The 18,471-nt window shown below is 68.6% G+C and carries 23 protein-coding genes; 18 read left to right on the top strand and 5 right to left on the bottom strand.

The genetic code is table 11. From position 1 onward, the window contains the following. Positions 1-23: 23 nt before the first annotated feature. Together L5G28_RS02925 and L5G28_RS02920 are read left to right on the top strand one after the other, a co-directional pair. Positions 24-650 carry a TetR/AcrR family transcriptional regulator gene (locus L5G28_RS02925; protein WP_237000246.1) on the top strand — a complete coding sequence of 209 codons (627 nt, stop codon included), beginning with the start codon at positions 24-26 and terminating at the stop codon, positions 648-650. Next, on the top strand, positions 647-2,221 hold the full coding sequence (locus L5G28_RS02920) for a glycerol-3-phosphate dehydrogenase/oxidase (RefSeq protein WP_237000245.1): 1,575 nt from the start codon (positions 647-649) through the stop codon (positions 2,219-2,221). Before L5G28_RS02925 ends, L5G28_RS02920 begins: the two co-directional genes overlap by 4 nt. A gap of 17 nt (positions 2,222-2,238) precedes the next feature. Here the strand turns inward: L5G28_RS02920 and dinB are convergent, their stop codons facing one another. Further along, a complete protein-coding gene (dinB, locus tag L5G28_RS02915) occupies positions 2,239-3,450 on the bottom strand; it encodes a DNA polymerase IV (protein ID WP_237000244.1) in 1,212 nt (403 codons plus the stop codon). Between the two features lie 147 nt (positions 3,451-3,597). On the opposite strand from dinB, the gene L5G28_RS02910 reads away from it, so the two are divergent. From L5G28_RS02910 to L5G28_RS02890, 5 genes are read left to right on the top strand one after another with little or no spacing between them, the layout of a single operon-like run. After that, entirely contained in the window at positions 3,598-3,876 is a 279-nt protein-coding gene (locus L5G28_RS02910) for a hypothetical protein (RefSeq protein ID WP_237000243.1), read from the top strand. After that, on the top strand, positions 3,873-4,793 hold the full coding sequence (locus tag L5G28_RS02905) for an ABC transporter ATP-binding protein (RefSeq protein ID WP_237000242.1): 921 nt from the start codon (positions 3,873-3,875) through the stop codon (positions 4,791-4,793). Before L5G28_RS02910 ends, L5G28_RS02905 begins: the two co-directional genes overlap by 4 nt. After that, on the top strand, positions 4,790-5,608 hold the full coding sequence (locus L5G28_RS02900; protein ID WP_237000241.1) for an ABC transporter permease: 819 nt from the start codon (positions 4,790-4,792) through the stop codon (positions 5,606-5,608). Before L5G28_RS02905 ends, L5G28_RS02900 begins: the two co-directional genes overlap by 4 nt. Continuing rightward, complete coding sequence (locus tag L5G28_RS02895) at positions 5,605-6,735, top strand: sensor histidine kinase (protein ID WP_237000240.1); 1,131 nt, start codon at positions 5,605-5,607, stop codon at positions 6,733-6,735. Before L5G28_RS02900 ends, L5G28_RS02895 begins: the two co-directional genes overlap by 4 nt. After that, on the top strand, positions 6,732-7,352 hold the full coding sequence (locus tag L5G28_RS02890) for a response regulator transcription factor (RefSeq protein WP_237000239.1): 621 nt from the start codon (positions 6,732-6,734) through the stop codon (positions 7,350-7,352). Before L5G28_RS02895 ends, L5G28_RS02890 begins: the two co-directional genes overlap by 4 nt. A gap of 17 nt (positions 7,353-7,369) precedes the next feature. Here L5G28_RS02890 and L5G28_RS02885 read toward each other — a convergent pair whose 3' ends face one another. After that, complete coding sequence (locus tag L5G28_RS02885) at positions 7,370-7,999, bottom strand: class I SAM-dependent methyltransferase (protein ID WP_237000238.1); 630 nt, start codon at positions 7,997-7,999, stop codon at positions 7,370-7,372. Between the two features lie 123 nt (positions 8,000-8,122). Here L5G28_RS02885 and L5G28_RS02880 point away from each other — a divergent pair, with 123 nt between their 5' ends. After that, positions 8,123-8,917 carry an LLM class F420-dependent oxidoreductase gene (locus L5G28_RS02880; protein ID WP_237000237.1) on the top strand — a complete coding sequence of 265 codons (795 nt, stop codon included), beginning with the start codon at positions 8,123-8,125 and terminating at the stop codon, positions 8,915-8,917. 22 nt (positions 8,918-8,939) lie between these two features. Here the strand turns inward: L5G28_RS02880 and L5G28_RS02875 are convergent, their stop codons facing one another. Both L5G28_RS02875 and L5G28_RS02870 read right to left on the bottom strand, forming a co-directional pair. Beyond that, positions 8,940-9,407, bottom strand: coding sequence for a hypothetical protein (locus tag L5G28_RS02875; protein WP_237000236.1), 468 nt, complete (start codon positions 9,405-9,407; stop codon positions 8,940-8,942). Next, positions 9,404-10,039, bottom strand: coding sequence for an RNA polymerase sigma factor (locus L5G28_RS02870; RefSeq protein WP_237000235.1), 636 nt, complete (start codon positions 10,037-10,039; stop codon positions 9,404-9,406). The genes L5G28_RS02875 and L5G28_RS02870 overlap by 4 nt, the downstream gene beginning before the upstream one ends. A 117-nt stretch (positions 10,040-10,156) precedes the next feature. Here L5G28_RS02870 and L5G28_RS02865 point away from each other — a divergent pair, with 117 nt between their 5' ends. From L5G28_RS02865 to L5G28_RS02840, 6 genes are read left to right on the top strand one after another with little or no spacing between them, the layout of a single operon-like run. After that, on the top strand, positions 10,157-10,675 hold the full coding sequence (locus L5G28_RS02865; protein ID WP_236998267.1) for an Asp23/Gls24 family envelope stress response protein: 519 nt from the start codon (positions 10,157-10,159) through the stop codon (positions 10,673-10,675). Then, complete coding sequence (locus L5G28_RS02860; RefSeq protein WP_236998268.1) at positions 10,675-10,980, top strand: Asp23/Gls24 family envelope stress response protein; 306 nt, start codon at positions 10,675-10,677, stop codon at positions 10,978-10,980. Before L5G28_RS02865 ends, L5G28_RS02860 begins: the two co-directional genes overlap by 1 nt. After that, on the top strand, positions 10,980-11,159 hold the full coding sequence (locus L5G28_RS02855; RefSeq protein ID WP_236998269.1) for a DUF2273 domain-containing protein: 180 nt from the start codon (positions 10,980-10,982) through the stop codon (positions 11,157-11,159). Before L5G28_RS02860 ends, L5G28_RS02855 begins: the two co-directional genes overlap by 1 nt. Next, positions 11,152-11,661, top strand: a complete 510-nt coding sequence (locus L5G28_RS02850) for an Asp23/Gls24 family envelope stress response protein (RefSeq protein WP_236998270.1) — start codon at positions 11,152-11,154, stop codon at positions 11,659-11,661. The genes L5G28_RS02855 and L5G28_RS02850 overlap by 8 nt, the downstream gene beginning before the upstream one ends. Beyond that, entirely contained in the window at positions 11,645-12,265 is a 621-nt protein-coding gene (locus L5G28_RS02845) for a DUF6286 domain-containing protein (RefSeq protein WP_237000234.1), read from the top strand. The genes L5G28_RS02850 and L5G28_RS02845 overlap by 17 nt, the downstream gene beginning before the upstream one ends. Further along, positions 12,262-12,831, top strand: a complete 570-nt coding sequence (locus tag L5G28_RS02840; RefSeq protein ID WP_237000233.1) for a hypothetical protein — start codon at positions 12,262-12,264, stop codon at positions 12,829-12,831. The genes L5G28_RS02845 and L5G28_RS02840 overlap by 4 nt, the downstream gene beginning before the upstream one ends. 1 nt (position 12,832) lies before the next feature. Here the strand turns inward: L5G28_RS02840 and L5G28_RS02835 are convergent, their stop codons facing one another. Next, the gene (locus L5G28_RS02835; RefSeq protein WP_237000232.1) at positions 12,833-14,245 is read right to left on the bottom strand and encodes a phytoene desaturase family protein; all 1,413 of its coding nucleotides are present in this window, start codon (positions 14,243-14,245) and stop codon (positions 12,833-12,835) included. 58 nt (positions 14,246-14,303) lie between these two features. Between L5G28_RS02835 and L5G28_RS02830 the strand changes: the two genes are divergently transcribed. From L5G28_RS02830 to L5G28_RS02815, 4 genes are all read left to right on the top strand, one after another. Then, positions 14,304-15,974, top strand: coding sequence for a TPM domain-containing protein (locus tag L5G28_RS02830; protein WP_237000231.1), 1,671 nt, complete (start codon positions 14,304-14,306; stop codon positions 15,972-15,974). Positions 15,975-16,069: 95 nt separating this feature from the next. Further along, positions 16,070-16,507 (top strand): MarR family winged helix-turn-helix transcriptional regulator, encoded by a 438-nt coding sequence (locus tag L5G28_RS02825; protein WP_236998275.1) that lies wholly within the window; start codon positions 16,070-16,072, stop codon positions 16,505-16,507. Beyond that, positions 16,507-17,745 (top strand): MFS transporter, encoded by a 1,239-nt coding sequence (locus L5G28_RS02820; protein WP_237000230.1) that lies wholly within the window; start codon positions 16,507-16,509, stop codon positions 17,743-17,745. Before L5G28_RS02825 ends, L5G28_RS02820 begins: the two co-directional genes overlap by 1 nt. Before the next feature lie 41 nt (positions 17,746-17,786). After that, positions 17,787-18,464, top strand: coding sequence for an SDR family oxidoreductase (locus L5G28_RS02815; RefSeq protein WP_237000229.1), 678 nt, complete (start codon positions 17,787-17,789; stop codon positions 18,462-18,464). Positions 18,465-18,471 lie beyond the last annotated feature (7 nt).

Genomic DNA, 18,471 nt, shown 5'->3' with positions numbered 1-18,471 from the left:
CATTTGCTGATACAGTCTTACACATGGTGTCGCAGCGAATCAATGAGCCGAGCCCGGAGCGTGCACCGGAGAGACGTACTGCGGCGAACGCGATCAGCGAGGACGTGATCCTCGACGCCGCCACCCGACTCATGTCCACGATCGGCATCCGACGCACGACGATGGCCGACGTCGCACGAACGGCAGGCGTCTCCCGCGCGACCCTGTACCGCCGCTTTCCCAACGTGGAATCCCTTGCCGCACAGGTCACGACACGCGAGTTCGCGCGCATCGCAGCGGCCGCGCCGGTCACCGACCGGGGCGCGACGCGACAAGCGATGATCGTGACGATGACCCATCTCGTCCGCGAGGCCAGACGCCACCCCCTGCTACAGCGGATCATCGAGCTGGACCCCGAGTTCCTGGCGCCGTACCTGCTCCAACGAACCGGCCGCACCTCCCGCAGCCAGCTCGCGGCGATCGAACACCAGATCGTCGTCGGGCAGCGAGACGGGGAGATCCGCGCAGGCTCCCCCCGCCGCATCGCAGCCACCGTTCTCCAGATGGCGTGGTCGTTCACCCTCACCGGCCCCGTCTTCACCGACCCCGACGACGTCGACGTGCTCGACGACGAACTCGCCGACCTCCTCGAAAGGTATCTCCGACCATGACGACCGACGTGCTCTCGACGCATCCCACCATCGATCCGGCATCACTGCTGTCGCCGGCTCGCCGAACCGCCGACCTCGAACGCCTCGCCGCGTCGCCGTCGGTGGACCTGGTGGTCGTCGGCGGAGGCGTGACCGGCGCAGGTGTCGCGCTCGACGCGGTGTCCCGCGGTCTGTCGACAGTGCTGGTCGAGAGCCGCGACCTCGCTTTCGGGACGAGCCGGTGGTCTTCGAAACTCGTGCACGGCGGGCTGCGCTACCTCGCGTCCGCCGCTGTCGGTATCGCCTACGAGAGCGCGGTGGAACGCGATGCGCTGATCCGCCGGATCGCACCGCACCTCGTGCGTCCGTTACCGCAGGTGGTTCCGCTGACCGACGACGTCTCGTTCTTCGACGCGGCCCTCACCCGCGCCGGCTTCCTTGCCGGCGACGGTCTACGCGTCGCGGCGCGGACGCCGTCGTCGTACCTGTCTCGATCACGCCGGATCGCGGCCGCCGAAGTCCAGGCGCTGGCACCGACCGTCAGACGCTCTGGGCTTCGCGGTGGTCTGTTGAACTGGGACGGCCAGCTCAACGACGACGCCCGGCTGGTCGTGGGCATCGCGCGCACTGCGGCGTCACTCGGCGCGACGGTGCTGACGCATACGCGAGCCGACCAGGTGTCGGGCACATCGGTGAGCGTCACGGACGAGCTGACCGGACACCGTTTCGAACTGCGCGCGAAAGCCGTCGTGAACGCGACCGGAGTGTGGGCCGCGCAGGTCGACCCGGCGATCGCGCTGCGCCCGAGCCGCGGCACTCACCTGGTGATGAGTCAAGAGAGCTTCGGCGGGCTCCGCGCCGGCCTCACCGTCGCGGTCCCCGGCAGCTTCGGGCGATACGTGTTCGCCCTTCCCCAGCCCGACGGTCTCGTCTATGTGGGTCTCACCGACGAGGACGCCGGTCACGAGATCCCCAACGTGCCGCAGCCTGCCGAATCCGAGGTCGACTTCCTTCTCGACACGATCAACCTCGCGCTCGGCACTCCGCTGACCCGCGAGGCCATCGTCGGTACGTACTCGGGTCTGCGTCCACTGCTCGACGCCGGCACCGGCGAGACGTCCGACGTGTCGCGCAAGCATGCGGTCCTCACCCGGGAGGACGGCCTGGTGACTGTGGTCGGCGGCAAGCTGACCACGTACCGACGGATGGCGCAGGACGCCGTCGACGTCGCTGTCGCGGCGGCAGCGCTGCCCGCCTCGCCATGCCGCACCCGGTCGCTGCCGCTGGTCGGCGCGCCCGCCGGCCCCAACCCGACAGCGGAGCTGGCCCGTCTCGCGGCACCCGAGCGGCTCGTCGCCAAGTACGGCACGGAGGCGCCCGCCGTCCTCGCCCTCGCCGAATCGGACGCAGCACTCGGCCGCCCGGTCGCTGACGGGACCGCCGTGACCGGCGCCGAACTGGTCTTCGGCGTCGCCGCAGAGGGCGCAGTCACCGTCGAGGACGTGCTGGAGCGTCGTACGCGACTGTCCCTGACGCCGCTCGTCGCTGCGGCCGCGCGGCCGGCTGCCGAGCTGGCGGTCACGCAACTGTAGGCCGTGGCCGTGACTGGTCAGTCCGGCAGCATCGGGGCGTCGTGGCCGTGATGTCGGCCGACCAGGGCGCCACGTGTCACGGCGTCGCGCCCGAACTTCACCCGCAGACCGTCGACGGCGACATCGAGGTCCGCGGCGTGGTCGTCGCCGTCGAACGGTAGCGAAAGCTGCACGGCGCCATGGTCGTGCAGGTTCGTCAGGGACAGCCCGATCAGGGTGCATCCACGGTCGCGGATGAGCGGCATCGCGTCGTCGAGGAGTCCGCGCGCGACGGCGAGGACTATTTCGGTGGAGTCCGTCGGATCGTGCAGAGACCGCGTCCGGGTGATGCTCGCGAAATCGTGGAAGCGCAGCCGGAGGACGACCGTCTGCGCCAACCGGTCTGCTGTGCGCAACCGTGCAGCGAGCCGGTCGACGATGGCCAGAAGGGTCGTCTCGATGTCGGCTTCGGACTTGACCCGCCGGCCCAGTGCACGTTGCGAACCGATCGACCGCCTCCGCTTGCCCGTCTCGACTCGGCGCGGGTCACGCGCCATCGACAGTGCGTACAGGTGTCGGCCCGCGCCTCGCCCGAACAACGCGCACATCCGGTTCTCCCCGAGTTGCGCGATCTGCCCGACGGTCGAGATCCCGGCGTCCCGCAGTCGCGACTCCGTCTTGGCGCCGACTCCCCACAGGCGGCGGACCGGCAGCGGGTGGAGGAAGTCGAGTTCGCCGCCCACGGGCACCTCGAGGAGCCCGTCCGGTTTCCCGACCGCGCTGGCGACCTTGGCGAGGAACTTGCTCGGTGCGACACCGACGGTGATCGGCAGACCGACGTCGGCCCGTATCCGTTCGCGGAGTCGGGCGGCGATCTCGACCGGTGTGCCACTGATCTTGCGGAGCCCACCGACATCGAGGAACGCCTCGTCCACCGAGATCCCCTCCACCAGGGGAGTCACGTCGCCGAAGACGTCGAACACGGCACGCGATGCCGCCAGGTAGGCGTCGAATCGCGGCGGCATCGTGACGGCGGTCGGGCACAGCGCACGGGCTTCGTGCCCGGGCATCGGTGACCGCACGCCGACGGCCTTGGCCTCGTAGCTTGCGGCGAGAACGACGCCCGAGCCGACGAGCACGGGACGGCCGCGTAGCCGCGGGTGGTCGCGTTGCTCGACTGACGCGTAGAACGAGTCGAGGTCGGCGTGCAGGATCGATGCCTCCGCACGTTGCCCCGGCTCGACTCTCATACGCCGATCATGGCACCGCGATACGACAATTCTCCGCTCAGACGAACGCGCGGATGACATCTGTCATCACCGACCCGTGCAGAACCCACGGGGTCCGGTGACTGCGCACACTACTGGCGAGGACCTCGTCCGGCGACGCTTGAAAGCATGAAATCGACAACAAGCACCCCATCCGCCGTTCGCCGCCCGCCCGGCTTCCGCGAGGCCTCCATGCACGATCTGTTCGTGGACTGCTGCCGCTTGGGTCCGGCTCCGACGCGATCCCGCGAAGTCTTCGTGATCGTGACGACCGCGATCCTCCTGGCCGTCGTCTTCGCCGTCGTCCGGCCGTCACCGCTCTTCATCGTCGCCGCCTCCGTGGTCGTCGCCGGGTTCATGGGCGCACGTTGGACAGTCGGCGAGCGCAAGCATTGGAACGCCCGATGAACGCCGTCATCTCCGCCCACGACCTGCACCGTTGGTACGGCCACGGGGACGACGCGTACCACGCGGTACGAGGCGTCGATCTGAACGTTCGGCAGGGCGAGGTGTTCGCGCTGCTCGGCACGAACGGAGCTGGCAAGACGTCCACGCTCGACCTTCTCGAAGGCCTCGCGGCCCCCGATGACGGAGTGGTCGAAGTGTTCGGCCTCGACCCGATGCGCGACCGTCGCCGCGTCCGCCCCGACCTGGGCATCATGCTGCAGTCCGGCGGGCTCCCCGCCGAGCTCACCGTCATCGAGACTCTTGAGATGTGGCGTGGCACCTGCACGCACCCGACGACCGTCGACGACGTCCTGACGAAAGTCCACCTCACCGAGCGCGCAGGCGTCCGCGTCGGGTCGCTCTCGGGCGGCGAGAAGCGTCGCGTCGACCTGGCGTGCGCCTTGCTCGGACGGCCCCGGCTGCTGTTCCTCGACGAACCGACCACCGGGCTCGACCCCGAGAACCGCCGAGCCACCTGGCGACTGCTGAACGACCTGAAGGCGAGCGGGGTCACCATGGTCCTGACCACCCACTACCTCGACGAGGCCGAAGCGCTCGCCGACACGATCGCGATCATGCACGCCGGGACCATAGCCCGGTCCGGGACGCTCCGTGAGATCGTCGACGGCCACCCGTCGACCATCGCCTTCGACCACCCCGGCATCACCCTGCCGCCACTGCCGGGGCTCAGGGTGGACGGCGGGCGCGTCTCGCTGACCACCCACCGTTTGCAGGACGATCTGCTCGCCGTCCTGACCTGGGCACATCACGAGAGGGTCACCCTGCCGGGACTCACCGCTCGCGCCGCCTCACTCGAATCGGTGTTCCTCGACCTGGCCGGAGAACCCGCCGACGACAAGATCGGAGCCACCCGATGACCACCGCCACCCCGACGACCACCTTCCGCCGCAGCCCGCTGATGTCGCTGGCCCGCGCCGAATTCCTGCAGTTCCGCCGTAACAAGACGCTCGTCGTCACCGGCGTGATCTTTCCGGTCCTGCTTCCGGTCGCCACCTATCTGCTCCTCCGCAGCAGCAACGACGGCCGCGTCGACGGCGACGGCGTCGCCGCGACCTTCGATATGTTCGCGTTGTTCGCCCTCATGTTCGTGCAGTACTACACGGTGCTGTCGATGGTCACGACGCGCCGATCCGAAGGCGTCCTGAAACGTCTGCGGACAGGCGAGGCCACCGACTGGCAGATCCTGGCCGCACCGAACGCACCGGGCGTGCTGGTGACGACGGCGTCGTCCCTCCTGGTCTGCGCCATCGTGTACGCGACCGGTGCTCCCGGGCCGGTGAACGTTCTCGCGATGATCATCGCGCTCGTCGGCGGATCCGCCGTGTTCGGCCTCCTCGCGCTCGCCACCAGCGGTTTCACGAAGAACGCCGAGGCCGCGCAGATCACGTCGCTTCCGGTGATGGCCCTCGCGATGGCCGGGATGGGGAACATCCGCTCGACGCTCCCGGACCGCGCAGCCGACCTGCTCGGCTGGACGCCGTACGCGGCCGTCTCGGACCTCATGCATCTGGGCGCCGCGGGCAAGACGGCCACCGCGGGAACCGATGCCCCGACGACCGACTTCGCCGGGACGTTCACCGATATCGGCCGCCCGGTTGCGACACTGGTCATATGGACCGCAATCGCGATCGCGCTCGTCTACAAGGGCTTCCGTTGGGACGACCGCGGGTGAACCTCACTCCCGACCGGTGGCGGCGCCTGTCCGATCCGACCAAGTACCGGCTGTACACGCGATTGACGTTGGAGGTCACCGTGATCGGCCTGGCCGTGTTCGCGGTCGCGGCCGCACGCGGACATCTCGCCGTGGCGGCGATACTCGTCGTCTCGTGCGGCGCGGCGGTCGCACAGTTCGAAGCCCGTCCGGAGCTCACCGGGCGGGCCCCGTCGCGTTCGGACACCTGGTTGACCGTCGGCGCCGCCGTCTGCCTCGTCGGTGCATGGCTGTGCGGCGTGGCCTTGCGCGCGGGCTGGGACGACGAGACGGCTCGCGGTGTCGGGTGGTTCGTTCTGGCCCTGGCCTCAGTCTCGACCATCGCGTTCGCGACCATGCGGTGGCCGATCCTGCTGGTGAGCACCCTCGCGACCGCCGCGGCGTACGGGTCGTCCGCAGACTTCGTGCAGCACTGCGTCGCGCTGCTCGCGATGGGTGCCTTCCTCGTCGGCATCACCCGGCTCACCATGTGGACGTTGCGCGTCGTCGACGATCTCGACGACGCTCGCCGCACCGAGGCCCAGCTCCACGTCGCCGAGGAACGCCTCCGCTTCGCCCGCGACCTGCACGACGTCGTCGGACGCGGCTTCTCGACCGTGGCGGTGAAGAGCGAACTGGCATCGCGCCTGTCCCGCGCGGGCGCCGCGGAGCAGGCCGCGGCCGAAATGGACGAGGTGAAGGCGCTCGCCGTCGCATCGATGGAAGAGATGCGGGCGCTGGTCCGCGGCTATCGGGACATCGACCTGCCCGGCGAGGTCGCGGGCGCACGGGCACTGCTCGACGCCGCCGGGTGTCGCCTCGTCGTGGAGGGCGATATCGCTGCGGTCCCTCCGACACTTCATGAGACCGCGGCCTGGGTGGTGCGTGAGGGCACGACGAACATCGTCCGACACTCGTCGGCGACCGCGGCGACCCTCTCGCTCGGGCAGTCGGGAATGACACTGTCGAACGACGGCGCACCGGCGGACGAAGGCGAGCATTCGGGCCTCCGCGGCCTGGCCGAGCGCCTCTCAGACGTCGGCGGCGTCCTCGCAACCCGCTCCGAGCACGGTACTTTCACTCTTGAGATTCGTTGGGAGACGGCATGATTCCAGTTCTGTTGGCCGACGACGAGACGTTGATCCGCTCGGCGATGGCCACGATGCTCGGGCTCGAAGACGATCTGGAGGTCATCGCTCACGTCGGGACCGGCGAGGAGCTGGTCGACCTGTGGCGCGCCCGCGTCGACGGCGGATCACCGACCGCCGTCGCCGTCCTCGACTTGCAGCTGCCCGGCATGGACGGCATCGACGTCGCCCAGCGGGTACTGTCGCTCTCCCCCGACGCAGGCTGCCTGATCGTCACCAGCCACGGCAGGCCCGGCTATCTCAAACGCGCGCTGTCGACCGGCGTGCGCGGCTTCCTCCCCAAGACCGCGTCGGCCGCGACACTCGCCACCGTCATCCGTTCTGTCCACACCGGCGGGCGTTATGTCGATCCGGAACTCGCCGCCGAAGCGATCAGCACCGGCGACTCGGTGCTGACGCCGCGCGAAGCCGACGTACTGGAGTTCGCGATCGACGGCTCGTCGGTCGACGAGATCGCCTCGCGCGCCCACCTGTCGGCGGGCACCACCCGCAACTATCTGTCGTCGGCGATGGCGAAGCTCGGCGTCGCCAACCGCTACGAAGCGGCCGTCAAGGCGCGGGAGCTGGGCTGGATCTGAGTGGGCTCGGGGGCTGATCACCGGATGCGACGAGCACGCAGCACGTCGTCGTCGATGTGCGCACCGTTGCCTGCGGGCACTCCGCGCGGGCGTGTCTCGTTCACTTCGATCTCCCAGTCGTCGCCGAGACGGTCGGCGATGTCGGACGGCACGAAGTAGTCGGACGGGTCGAACCCGTGCTCTTTCATGCCTCGCGCCGCGTGCATGACGAGGAGGAACCGCCCGCCGGGCGCGACCGCAGCGATCAGGGCGTCGAGGAGCGGCTCCTGCCCGCGCGCGATGTGGAAGTAGATCGCCGACACGAGCCCGAACGGCGCGTTGGGGAGAGAGTCCTGGGCGACGTCGAGCCGATGCCACGCGATCGAGCCTTCCGGATCTGCGGCACGAGCCCGATCGATGGCGACCTGCGAGATGTCGACGGCGGTCACTGTCCAGCCCTTCTCCGTGAGCCAGCGGGCGTCGGCTCCCTCGCCGCTGCCGATGTCCAGCGCGGAGCCGGGTTCGAGCGCGTCGATCTCCGCGACGAGTGCCGGATTCACATTCGTCGTCCACAGGCGATCGGACGTCGAATACAGTTCGTCCCACTCCTGGGCGGTCTCTGGGTGACGGCCCGTGGTTCCGGGTCCGTGCTCGTGTTCTTCGGTCATGAGGTCAACCATGCCAGCCACATGCCAGAATGTCATTGCTTGTTGCCGAATCGGCAATAGTGGCCGGCGCGGCCGCTCGGCTGCGGATGCGCAGAGTCGGTGGGTGCGTACAGAATGGAGTCCATGACTTCACGCGTCCGCATCGGTGTCCAGCTCCAGCCTCAACACTCCCCTGATTACGCACTCATCCGCGACGCAGTCCGTCGCGCCGAGGACATCGGCGTCGACATCGCCTTCAACTGGGACCACTTCTACCCCCTGTCCGGCGACCCAGACGGTGCACACTTCGAATGCTGGACGATGCTCGGTGCGTGGGCCGAACAGACCGAACGCATCGAGTTCGGGCCGCTCGTCACCTGCAACAGCTACCGCAACCCGGAACTGCTCGCCGACATGGCGCGCACGGTCGACCACATCTCGGGCGGCCGCGTCATCCTTGGCATCGGCAGCGGCTGGTTCGAGCGTGACTACACCGAGTACGGCTACGAGTTCGGGACCGCCGGGTCGCGTCTGGACGCCCTCGGTGAAGCACTCGACCGGATCGACTCGCGGATGGCGCAGTTGAATCCGCCGCCGACCCGCAGGATCCCTGTCCTCGTCGGCGGCGGCGGCGAACGCAAGACGCTGCGGCATGTCGCGGCGCACGCCGACATCTGGCATTCGTTCGTCGACGTCGAGACCTACCGGCGGAAGGCCGCGATCCTCGCCGAGCACTGCGCTGCGGTCGGCCGCGATCCGTCCGCGATCGAGCGGTCCGCGGAACTGAAGGGCCGCAAGAACATCGACGACCTCCTCCGGTTCGCCGACGACATCACCGCAGAGGGAGTGGGCCTCCTGACGTACGCGGTCAGCGGGCCCGACTACGACCTGTCGACTCTCGAGCGCCTCGTCGCATGGCGGGACGCCCGCGAAGGCTGATCGCCGGAGTCGGGAGCGGCGGTCAGCCGAGCCACTCCCGCGTGTACAGGTCCTGCCAGCGCACCGTGATCTCGGTGCGTGCCACAGCGCTCGATCGGGCGCCGATCGTCGAGATGAGCACTTCGTCTACGACGTCGCGGACCTTCTCCGACGTCGCCGGCAGGTCGTCCGCGTATCGCGCGATCACACCGATGCGCACCCCGTCGGCGGTGTCGTCTGCGCCGTCGATCGACGCGAACACGACCAGCCTGCCGAGCGCCCGCCGAACGCTGACGGCGATCAGCTGTTTGACGATCCGGTCGCTGACCCACACGCCGTCGGTGTCGGTGGCGAGTGTCCGCGCGGGTCTGCGCATCCGGCTGAGCCCGGACGAGATGGACGAGATCAACCGCTCCACGTCGCTGTCGGGTTCGCGTTCGTCGCGGACCGCATCCACCAGCCACGCGTCCGTGGGGTCGTCGGTCGCGTCGTCGAAACGTACGTCGTTCATGATCGACCTCCTTTCCCGGTCGCAGCCGATGCCTCGCCCGATCTCGCTCCAGGCTGCCACGGCGCGAGGCGGGTCACCAGGAACTTCCGGCTTCGCTGCAGGTGTCCCCGCACCGACCCTGTGCTGACGCGCAAGACCTCGGAGATCTCGACGAGCGTCAGCCCTTCGACTTCCTTCAACCACCACGCGGCTCTCGACGTGTGCGGCAAATTTCCTAATTCGGCCCGCAGCGCGTCCATCAACGCCGAATGCTCCGCGGTGTCGGCGGGCTGCGGTCCTCGCGCGACGAGTTCCTCGAATCGCTCGGCTCCGGTCGGAAGATCGCGTCGGCGACGGTAGTAGTCGACCGTCTTCCGATGCGCGACAGCGAACATCCACGTTCGGAACGAGCTTCGGAACGCGAAGTCGGGCAGCCCTTTCCAGGTGTCGAGCAGGGTCTCCTGGGCGAGGTCCTCGGCCGTCTGGGGCTCGCTGACCATGCGACGCATATAGCGCAGCAGTATCGGCGACATGCGTCTGACCAGCAGGTCGAACGCTTCGGCGTCGCCCACTGCGGCAGCACCGGCGAGCTCGTCGTCGCTCAGGCTTTCCAGATCTAAGTTATCGTCGTGATCGACATCACGTGAATTCATCCGTGCAACTTCCCCGTGTCGATGCGACTGACTGTACACACGGATCGCGTGATCCGGCTTCGGCCGGGCGAGGGGTCGCGATCGGTGTGCCATCCACATCAGATATAAGGAGTTCGGGTGTCCGACAACAACGCCACCACAGCAGCTGCGGAAAAGACGCAGGAATCGGCCACAGCGAAGGTCACGGCGCCGTCGACCAAGGCGGCCGAGGCTGCAGCCGGGCGTGAGCTCGCCCGACGCGACACTGCGGGCGACCGCGGGCGCACATCGATCGCCGACGTGGTCGTCGCGAAGATCGCGGGCATCGCAGCCCGCGAGATCGACGGCGTCTACGACGTGGGCGGCGCCACCGAGCGCGTCGTCGGCAAGGTGCGCGAAGTACTTCCGGGCACGTCGGTCAGCGCCACGCAGGGCATCAACGTCGAGGTCGGTGAACGTCAGGCCGCCGTCGACGTCTCGATCGTCGCCGACTACGGTGTCGCGATCCACCAGCTCGCCGCCGCGATCCGCCGCAACGTGATCACCGCGATCGAACAGATGACCGGACTCGAGGTCACCGAGGTGAACGTGACCGTTCACGACGTGAGCTTCGGCGACGAAGACGATCAGGCAGACGGTTCGCGGAGGGTCGAGTGATGACTGCCCCGCGCGAGGACGTCGACGGCTCCGCCGCTGAGCGGATCGCGGACGCGGTTCTCGCACTGCCGGGCGTCGTCGATCTGCACAGCGGGCTATTCGGCGAGGTCGCAACGTACCTCCCTGGCCGCCGGGTGACGGGTATCGCGGTGCGCGACGAGGACGGGGAGGTCCACATCATCGTCGATCTGTCGCACGATCTGCAGGCGGTGGCCGCTTCGGTCCGCGAGACCGCGGAATCGATCACCGGACTGCCGTTCACGGTCGTCGTCGAGGACGTCGCCCAGAACCGGAGGGCAGGCTGATGAGCAAGGCGGTCATCGGATTGTTCGCCGGCCTGCTGCTGGCGCTGGCGGCGCTCGTCGGCGGATTCTGGGGGCTCGTTCTGGCCATCGTCTTCGGCCTGATCGGACTGGTCATCGGCCTACAGCTCGACGGCGCTCTCGATCTGGGCGCCGTCATCCGGAGCAGGGGCCGTGGCTGAACAGACTCTCGCCGGGGACCGTGTCGTGGAGGGCGGCACGGCCCCGGCGAGTACCCGCGAGCCGGGCACACTCGTCATCGCCGAACGGGTGGTCAGGAAGATCGCCGAACGCGCGGCACTGAGCGTCGACGGCGTGGTCCGTCAGCAGGGCACGGTCGGAGCGGTCCTCGGTTCGTCGACCACCGACCTCCTCGGGATCAATTCTGACCTGCCGCAGGCGTCGGTCGACGCAGCCGGAACCGCTCGACGGCTGTCTCTGACGGTCGCGTTGGAGTGGCCGTGCGCGGTGACACGGGTCTGTCGACAGGTACGCACATCGGTCGCCGACGAGCTCGAGCAGTTCACCGGCGACCGCCCGATTCGGGTCGATGTGACCGTGCGGGAACTGGTTCCACGTGGCGAGGTGTCCCGACGAAAGCAGGGGTACATCGATCTGCCAAGCATCACGCAAGCACACGAGCGCGCGACAGCATCGGAGGACCGCCATGACAGCGACGACTGACGACCGCGACCGCACCGGCACCGGCACCGGCACCGGCACCGACGACACCGCGAGCCGCAACGTGTTCGCGCCATCGGGCCTGCCCGGCGCCGCGGTCCTCGGCGCCGTCATCGGTCTTCTGATGCTCGTCTTGTGCGGGGTCGCGATCCGCGACCTGGTGGTGGCTGCCGGGTGGACCGATGGCGACCCCTGGCTGGCCGGGGCCGCGCACTGGTCCACCGAGACGTCGTGGACCGGCTGGATGTGGGCGGCCGCGATCGCCTGCGTCGTGGTCGGTCTCGGCATGCTCGCGGTCGCCGTGAAACCACGTCGACCGACTCACCTTCGGCTCGCTGGCCACGACGTGCTGTGGACACGACGGGTCGACGTCGCCCGTCGGTGCAGCGCAGCCGCGGAGTCGGTCTCCGGTGTGGAGCACGCCACCACGGTCGTCACCCGTCGTAAGGCCACGTGCACGGTGACCGCACGCGATTCGACCGACCGCGATCATGTCCGCGAGGTGGTGGAGTCCGTGATCGGCGACGTCGAATCGCCGAAACGGGCCGTCGTCCGATTCCCGAACCGGGTCCGATTCCCGAACCGGCGCGGCGGTGGTCGACGATGAACCGCCTGCCTGCCGCAGTGCACCGCTCGACGACCGCACTGCTCGGCCTCGTTCTGCTGGTCGTGGGGGCTGCCGCGATCGCGTGGAATCTCGGCGTCCAACCGGTCGTCGACTGGGTCGAACGCATCGACAACGATGCGGTCGGCAGCTTCGCCGACAGCGGATGGTGGACGCTGGTCCTGGCCGGGATCGTGCTGCTGACGCTGGTGTGGGCGATGCCGTTGATCGTCTCGGCGGTCCGGCCGGGCACTGTCGACGACCTCGAACTCGACGGCTCGGACGAGACAGGTGCGATGTCGATCGCCCCGAAGCTCATCGCCGCTGCTGTCGCCGATGAGCTCGACGGTGAGCCGATGTTCACCTCGGTGTCCGCGCGGGCGCTCGACGATCGGTCGCGCCGCATCATCCGCCTCGAGGCGACCGCGAGTCCGGAGCGCACGTATCCGGAGATCGCGGCAAAGGTCGGGGTGGTCACCGATCAGATCCGGGACGCTGTCGACGGCACCGACGTGCACGTCCAGGCATTTGTCCACCTCGAAGCCCGTAAGGCGCCGAGTCGACGCTGACTCAGCTCCGCGCCAGCACCGCGCGAGCGGCTCGATGACCGGACATGCCATGCACGCCGCCGCCCGGTGCGGTCGCCGACGAACACAGGTACACCCCGTCTACCCCGGTGACCTGTGGAGTCGACGACAGTACCGGGCGCGCTAGGAGTTGAGACAGACTCGCAGCGCCGCAGTTGATGTCGCCGCCGACGTAGTTGGCGTCGTGTCGTTCCAGGTCGGTCGCTCTGGTCACCCGCACGTGAGCGATCGTGTCACGGAATCCCGGAGCCCTCCGCTCGATCTCGTCGACGATTCGGTCGGAGACGTCGACATCGCATCCGGCCGGGACGTGGCAGTACGCCCACGCCAGATGCGTTCCGATCGGTGCCCGCGACGGATCGATCCTCGTCGGCTCCCCGCCGAGAACCCACGGACGCTCGGGGATGCGGCCGGCGGCCACGTCCTCCTCGGTGCGTCTGATCTGTGCGACGTCGTCGGCGAGATGGAAGGTCGCGGTCCGCGACATCAGATCCGGTCGCGCCGACCACGGGATCGGCTCGGTGAGGACGAGATCGACTTTGCAGGTGCCGTCGCCGTACGAGAACCGCCGCAGGGCACGGGCGTAGCGGTGCCCGAGACGGTCGGCGAACAGCGTCGCGACGAGGTCCGGCGAGGTGTCGAAGAGCAGATCGCAGCCGGTCGGAAGCTGGCCGAGCTCGGTGACCTCGCATCCGGTCTCGACGCGTCCGCCGTTGGCGACGATCACCGAGACGAGGGCGTCGGCGATGGCCTGCGAGCCGCCCTCGGCGATCGGCCAGCCGGTAGCGGCGAGCATCCCCAGGAGCAGCCCGGCCGCCGACGACCCAGGCGACGACAACGGTCGTCCCGCGTGTGCCGCGATACCCGCGAACACCGTCGCGACACGCCCGGTGGCGAACGTCCGAGCCAGCACGTCCACCGGCAGCACGGCTGCCGCACCGAACCCGGCCATCCGCATCACCCGGGTACGCGGCACCGCGGGCATGGCGAGGATCTGTCCAGCGACGCTCACCGGGTCCGCCGCCTGGACCAGACGCCGCCAGCGATCCATGTCCGCACCGAGTTCGGTTGCGGTGTCGGCGGAGTCGCGGTGGATTCCTATCGTGTCGCCATCGGCGACGTGCGCCAGTGACACGTCCGGGACCAGCCAGGTCAGACCGTGCTCGGCCAGACGCAGATCCTCGAACGCGGGCGACGCGTAACCGGTCGGATGCACAGCCGAGCAGATGTCCGTGCGGGTTCCGCGCCCGAAGAACTCGTCGGTGCGCGCACCGCCGCCGATCGTGTCGGCGGCTTCCAGGACGAGAACTCGTCGACCCGCGCGCGCCAGGACTGCGGCGGCGGTCAATCCGTTAGGGCCGGAGCCGACGATCACTGCATCGAACGCGTCACGCACTCTTCACTCCTCTCACAGCTACGCCTCCCGTGCCGTACCCAGACGATAGATTGGAAGCATGTCGTCTGCTCCTGCCCGGCGAGTGTCGGCTCTCCTGTCGACGTTCATCGTCCTGCTCCTCGGTTCAGCACTTCTCGCGTCGCCTGCGCACGCTGAGGCACCGTTCCGGCTCCCCACCCAGGTGGTCGACCCGGCGGGCGCCTTGAACACTGAGCAGAGTGATCGCGTGTGGCAGACCGTGGACGACGTCGACGGTTCGCACGACATCCAGTACTGGGTCGTGTACGTGAAGGATTTCGGCGGCCTCGCGCCCGAGGACTGGGTCGCGAATACCGTCTCCCAGAGCGATTTCGGCGCGCACGACGTGGTGCTCGCGATCGCGACCGATACGCGTGACTACAGTCTGCAGGCCCCCATCGAGGTGAAGGGGCTGACCGATGACGAACTCCGCGGCATCATCGCCGACGAACTCGGACCCGCCGTCGCACAGGGCCGATTCGCCGACGCCGCAGTGTCGGTCGGAGAACGCCTCGAGGACGTCGGCGGTGAACCAGAGGCGTCGCGGCCGTGGTGGATCGTCGCCGTCGCCGTGATCGTCGTGATCGCTGCTGCGGCGGCTCTCGCGTTGTGGCTGCGTCGCAGGCGTCGGGACGCCGCCGAACAGCCCGACGCGTTCACCGCCGACCAACTCGGTCAGCGGCCGCTCGGCGAGCTCGATCCCTGGTCGCGCGAGGTGTTGACGGACACCGACCGGGCGATCCGGACCAGCGCAGACGAGGCGTCCCATGCCCGCAACGAGCTCGGTGAGACGGCCGAGCCGTTCACCGCGGCCGTCGCCGACGCGCGGGCAGCTATCGCCGCGTCACACATGCTGCGCCAACGTCTCGACGACCGGCAGGTCACCGATCCCGACGAGCAGCGCCGACTGCTCGTCGAGATCATCACGACCTGCTCGAACGCCGACGCAATGCTCGACGGCCGAGGCTTCGCCTTCGACCGACTACGCGATCTCGGCGCAGCCGCCGACCGGCGGCTCGATTCCCTCTCCGCCGGGATCGACGCGTCGGCCGTACGGATTCCCGACATCGAAGCCCGCCTCGCCGAACTCTCGTCGATTCCCGAACAAGTCGCCGGGAACGTCGAACTCGCAGACGACCTGCTCGTATTCGCCCGCGAATGCATCGACCAGGGCCGTGACGCCGCGTCCGCCGGTCAGCGAGGCTCGGTGATCGGCGCCGTACGCTCGGCGGAGGGCGCGCTCGACCAGGCGACGAGGCTGCTCGATGCCGCAGACAACGCCGACGACACTCCCCGATCGACTGAACTCCCGGACGTCGTCGACCTGGTCCGTGCAGTGTCCACCTACATTCAGACGCGGCGCGGCGTCGTCGGTTCGGTCGCGTTCACCCGTCTGTCCGAGGCGCGACGTCTCGCGGACACCGCAGCCGACCTCGCCGACACCGATCCGGATGCGTCTGCGGGAACGGCGGCACGCGCAGCCGATCTGGCCGCTCAGGCGATGGACGCTGCCGTCGCCGACGTCACCGACTGGTCGAGCGGCCAGTCGGGCACACCGAGCGACCTGTCCCCCGTGCTGGCAGGCGTTCTCGTCGACAGCGTGCTCAATGGATCGATGCACGACGGCGGTTACAGCCACGACGGGCGCAGTCCCGCGTCGTTCGGCGGTTCGACGAGCGCCGGACGCATCGGAGTCGGCGAGCGCGTCTGAGCGCCCGTCCGCACCGGGCGGTCTGCGTGATGTCGCCCGGATCACGCTTCGCCTCTCTTTTTATTTAGGTTTACGAAGTATTAGACTCCCTAAATGTGACTGAGAATCTTCCTGCCGAGTTGGCGGGCGAACTGCGCCATTCGGTGACCCGCCTGTACCTCGCGCTCCGCCGCAACAGCCCGATCACCGATCTGAGCGCCGCCCAAGCATCCGCTCTCGCAACGATTTCCGATCACGGACCCATGCGGATGGGAGCGCTCGCCGACCGTGAAGGCGTCCGGATGCCGACCGCGACGAATCTCGTCGACGTCCTCGCGCGGGACGGACTGGTGACGCGCGATCCCGATCCGGACGACCGGCGTGCCGTGGTCATCGCGCTCACGGACGAGGGCCAGACCATCATCCGCGACGTGCGCACCCGCCGCGACGACGTCGTGGCCTCAGCACTCGCCCAACTGTCCGACGAACAACTGGCAGCCCTCGCGGCTGCCGCCCCGGCCCTGCGGGACCTGCGCACACGATTGGAGAAGTAATGGCAGACGAGAACCACTCCCTCACGGAAGCGTTCAAAGGCCAGCCGCGCACCGTGTGGGTGACTGCTTTCGCCGCGGTCATCGCGTTCATGGGTATCGGCCTGGTGGATCCGATCCTGAACTCGATCGCCGAGGCGCTCAACGCGCCGCACGAGAAGTTGACGCTCCTGTTCGGCGTCTACATGGGCGTCCAAGTCGTCGCGATGCTGCTGACCGGTTGGGCCGCATATAGGTTCGGGCCGAAGAAGACGTTGAGCACCGGTCTGCTGTGCATCGTGATCGCGGCGGGCGTCTCGGCGTTCGCGAGCAACATCGACCAATTGATCGCGTTGCGTGTCATCTGGGGTCTCGGTAACGCGCTGTTCATCGCGACGGCTCTGGCGTTCATCGTCGGGCAGGCACGCGGCAGCCAGCACGGCGCGATCCTGCTGTACGAGGCGGCACTCGGCGCAGGTCTAGCCGTCGGACCACTGCTCGGTGCGGTTCTCGGCGAGTGGAGTTGGCGCGCCCCGTTCGCGGGCACCGCGATCCTGATGCTGATCGGCGCGATCGGTTGCGCGATCATGCTGCCCGCCGACGCACCGGCCAGCGAACGCCAACCGGTGAGTCTTCTGGATCCGATCAAGGCGCTCAAGAACAAGACGCTCCTGGTGAACTCGATCGGCGCCGCCTTCTACACCGGCGCCCTGTTCACCGTGATCGCGTGGGCGCCGTTGGCCATGGGTCTGCGCCCGATTTACGCGGGCATGATCTTCTTCGGGTGGGGTCTGTTGACCGCACTGGCCGGTGTGTTCCTGGCGCCCGGCATCGCGCGAGCCGTCGGCGACCGGGTGGGCGTCGTCGGGGCGATCAGCGGGTACGCCGTCGTGATGGCGCTCGCCGCGATCGGTGTCCTCACCGACCAGGTGTGGCTGATCGGCGCAGCCGTCGTCGTCTCCGGCATCCCGTCCGGCATCCTGAACACTCTGTTCACCGGGGTCGCGATGTCGGCCACCGACTCCTCGACGCCGCGGTCCGTGGCCTCGGCCGGCTACAGCTTCCTGCGGTGGATGGGCGCCGCGGTCTCGGCCATCCTCGTCGCCTATCTCGCCGAGTGGTTCGGCGGCGCGGCTCCCTTCTGGTTCGCGGCAGGCTACTGCGGCGTCGCAGTGCTGGCCATTGTGGCGTCCAACGCCGTCGGCCGGAACAAGCACACCGTCGACGACGACGCGGTGCTGATCGGTGCAGAAGAGTTCTGAGCAGAAGAACTCTGATCAGGTGGCCCCCGTAGGCTGAAGGCATGTCGACCGCACTGATCACCGGAGCCAGCCGCGGCGTGGGTGCGCAGATCGCACGCGCTCTCGCACCGACCCACGATCTCCTGCTCGGAGGACGCGGCAGTACCGAACTCGACTCTCTCGCACTCGAATTGGAGGGATCGTCGACTCTCCCGGTCGATCTCACCGACTCCGATGCACTCGAGGCGTCCGTCGAGGCGATCGGGTCACTCGACGTTCTGGTGCACTGCGCGGGTGTCGCGAGCAGCCTCGAGAACATCGCCGACACCCCGGTCGAGGAGTGGCGGCATGTCCTCGATGTGAATCTGGTCGCCGCCGCCGAGCTCACCCGGCTGCTGCTGCCCGCTCTCCGCGCGACCGGGGGCCACGTCGTCTTCGTCAATTCTGGTGCGGGCATGCGCGTGAATCCTGGGTGGACGCCATACGCCGCCAGCAAGTTCGGCCTCCGTGCGCTGGCCGACGGGCTGCGCGCCGAGGAGCCGTCGCTGCGAGTGACCTCGATCTTTCCGGGGCGCATCGACACCGACATGCAGCGCGACATCGTCGCCCGCGAGGGCGACGCGTACGACCCCGGTCGTTTTCTCAGGCCGGAGACAGTCGCCGCGGCCGTCGCACACGCGATCGCGACTCCGGCCGACGCGCACCCGACCGACGTCGTGCTCCGCCCGACGGGCCGCTGACGTGGAT

Source organism: Gordonia liuliyuniae (genome assembly GCF_021739025.1).
Taxonomy (GTDB): Bacteria; Actinomycetota; Actinomycetes; order Mycobacteriales; family Mycobacteriaceae; genus Gordonia; species Gordonia liuliyuniae.
This window is presented reverse-complemented; position numbering and strand designations above follow the sequence as displayed.

Bases quoted from the DNA above. Each gene is read 5' to 3' on its own strand.
- L5G28_RS02910 (WP_237000243.1), top strand. From the start codon at position 3,598: ATGAAATCGACAACAAGCACCCCATCCGCCGTTCGCCGCCCGCCCGGC.
- L5G28_RS02845 (WP_237000234.1), top strand. From the start codon at position 11,645: ATGACAGCGACGACTGACGACCGCGACCGCACCGGCACCGGCACCGGC.
- dinB (WP_237000244.1), bottom strand. From the start codon at position 3,450: ATGAGAGTCGAGCCGGGGCAACGTGCGGAGGCATCGATCCTGCACGCC.
- L5G28_RS02830 (WP_237000231.1), top strand. From the start codon at position 14,304: ATGTCGTCTGCTCCTGCCCGGCGAGTGTCGGCTCTCCTGTCGACGTTC.
- L5G28_RS02905 (WP_237000242.1), top strand. From the start codon at position 3,873: ATGAACGCCGTCATCTCCGCCCACGACCTGCACCGTTGGTACGGCCAC.
- L5G28_RS02890 (WP_237000239.1), top strand. From the start codon at position 6,732: ATGATTCCAGTTCTGTTGGCCGACGACGAGACGTTGATCCGCTCGGCG.
- L5G28_RS02880 (WP_237000237.1), top strand. From the start codon at position 8,123: ATGACTTCACGCGTCCGCATCGGTGTCCAGCTCCAGCCTCAACACTCC.
- L5G28_RS02840 (WP_237000233.1), top strand. From the start codon at position 12,262: ATGAACCGCCTGCCTGCCGCAGTGCACCGCTCGACGACCGCACTGCTC.
- L5G28_RS02855 (WP_236998269.1), top strand. From the start codon at position 10,980: ATGAGCAAGGCGGTCATCGGATTGTTCGCCGGCCTGCTGCTGGCGCTG.
- L5G28_RS02900 (WP_237000241.1), top strand. From the start codon at position 4,790: ATGACCACCGCCACCCCGACGACCACCTTCCGCCGCAGCCCGCTGATG.
- L5G28_RS02860 (WP_236998268.1), top strand. From the start codon at position 10,675: ATGACTGCCCCGCGCGAGGACGTCGACGGCTCCGCCGCTGAGCGGATC.
- L5G28_RS02870 (WP_237000235.1), bottom strand. From the start codon at position 10,039: ATGAATTCACGTGATGTCGATCACGACGATAACTTAGATCTGGAAAGC.
- L5G28_RS02820 (WP_237000230.1), top strand. From the start codon at position 16,507: ATGGCAGACGAGAACCACTCCCTCACGGAAGCGTTCAAAGGCCAGCCG.
- L5G28_RS02920 (WP_237000245.1), top strand. From the start codon at position 647: ATGACGACCGACGTGCTCTCGACGCATCCCACCATCGATCCGGCATCA.
- L5G28_RS02925 (WP_237000246.1), top strand. From the start codon at position 24: ATGGTGTCGCAGCGAATCAATGAGCCGAGCCCGGAGCGTGCACCGGAG.
- L5G28_RS02815 (WP_237000229.1), top strand. From the start codon at position 17,787: ATGTCGACCGCACTGATCACCGGAGCCAGCCGCGGCGTGGGTGCGCAG.
- L5G28_RS02885 (WP_237000238.1), bottom strand. From the start codon at position 7,999: ATGACCGAAGAACACGAGCACGGACCCGGAACCACGGGCCGTCACCCA.
- L5G28_RS02875 (WP_237000236.1), bottom strand. From the start codon at position 9,407: ATGAACGACGTACGTTTCGACGACGCGACCGACGACCCCACGGACGCG.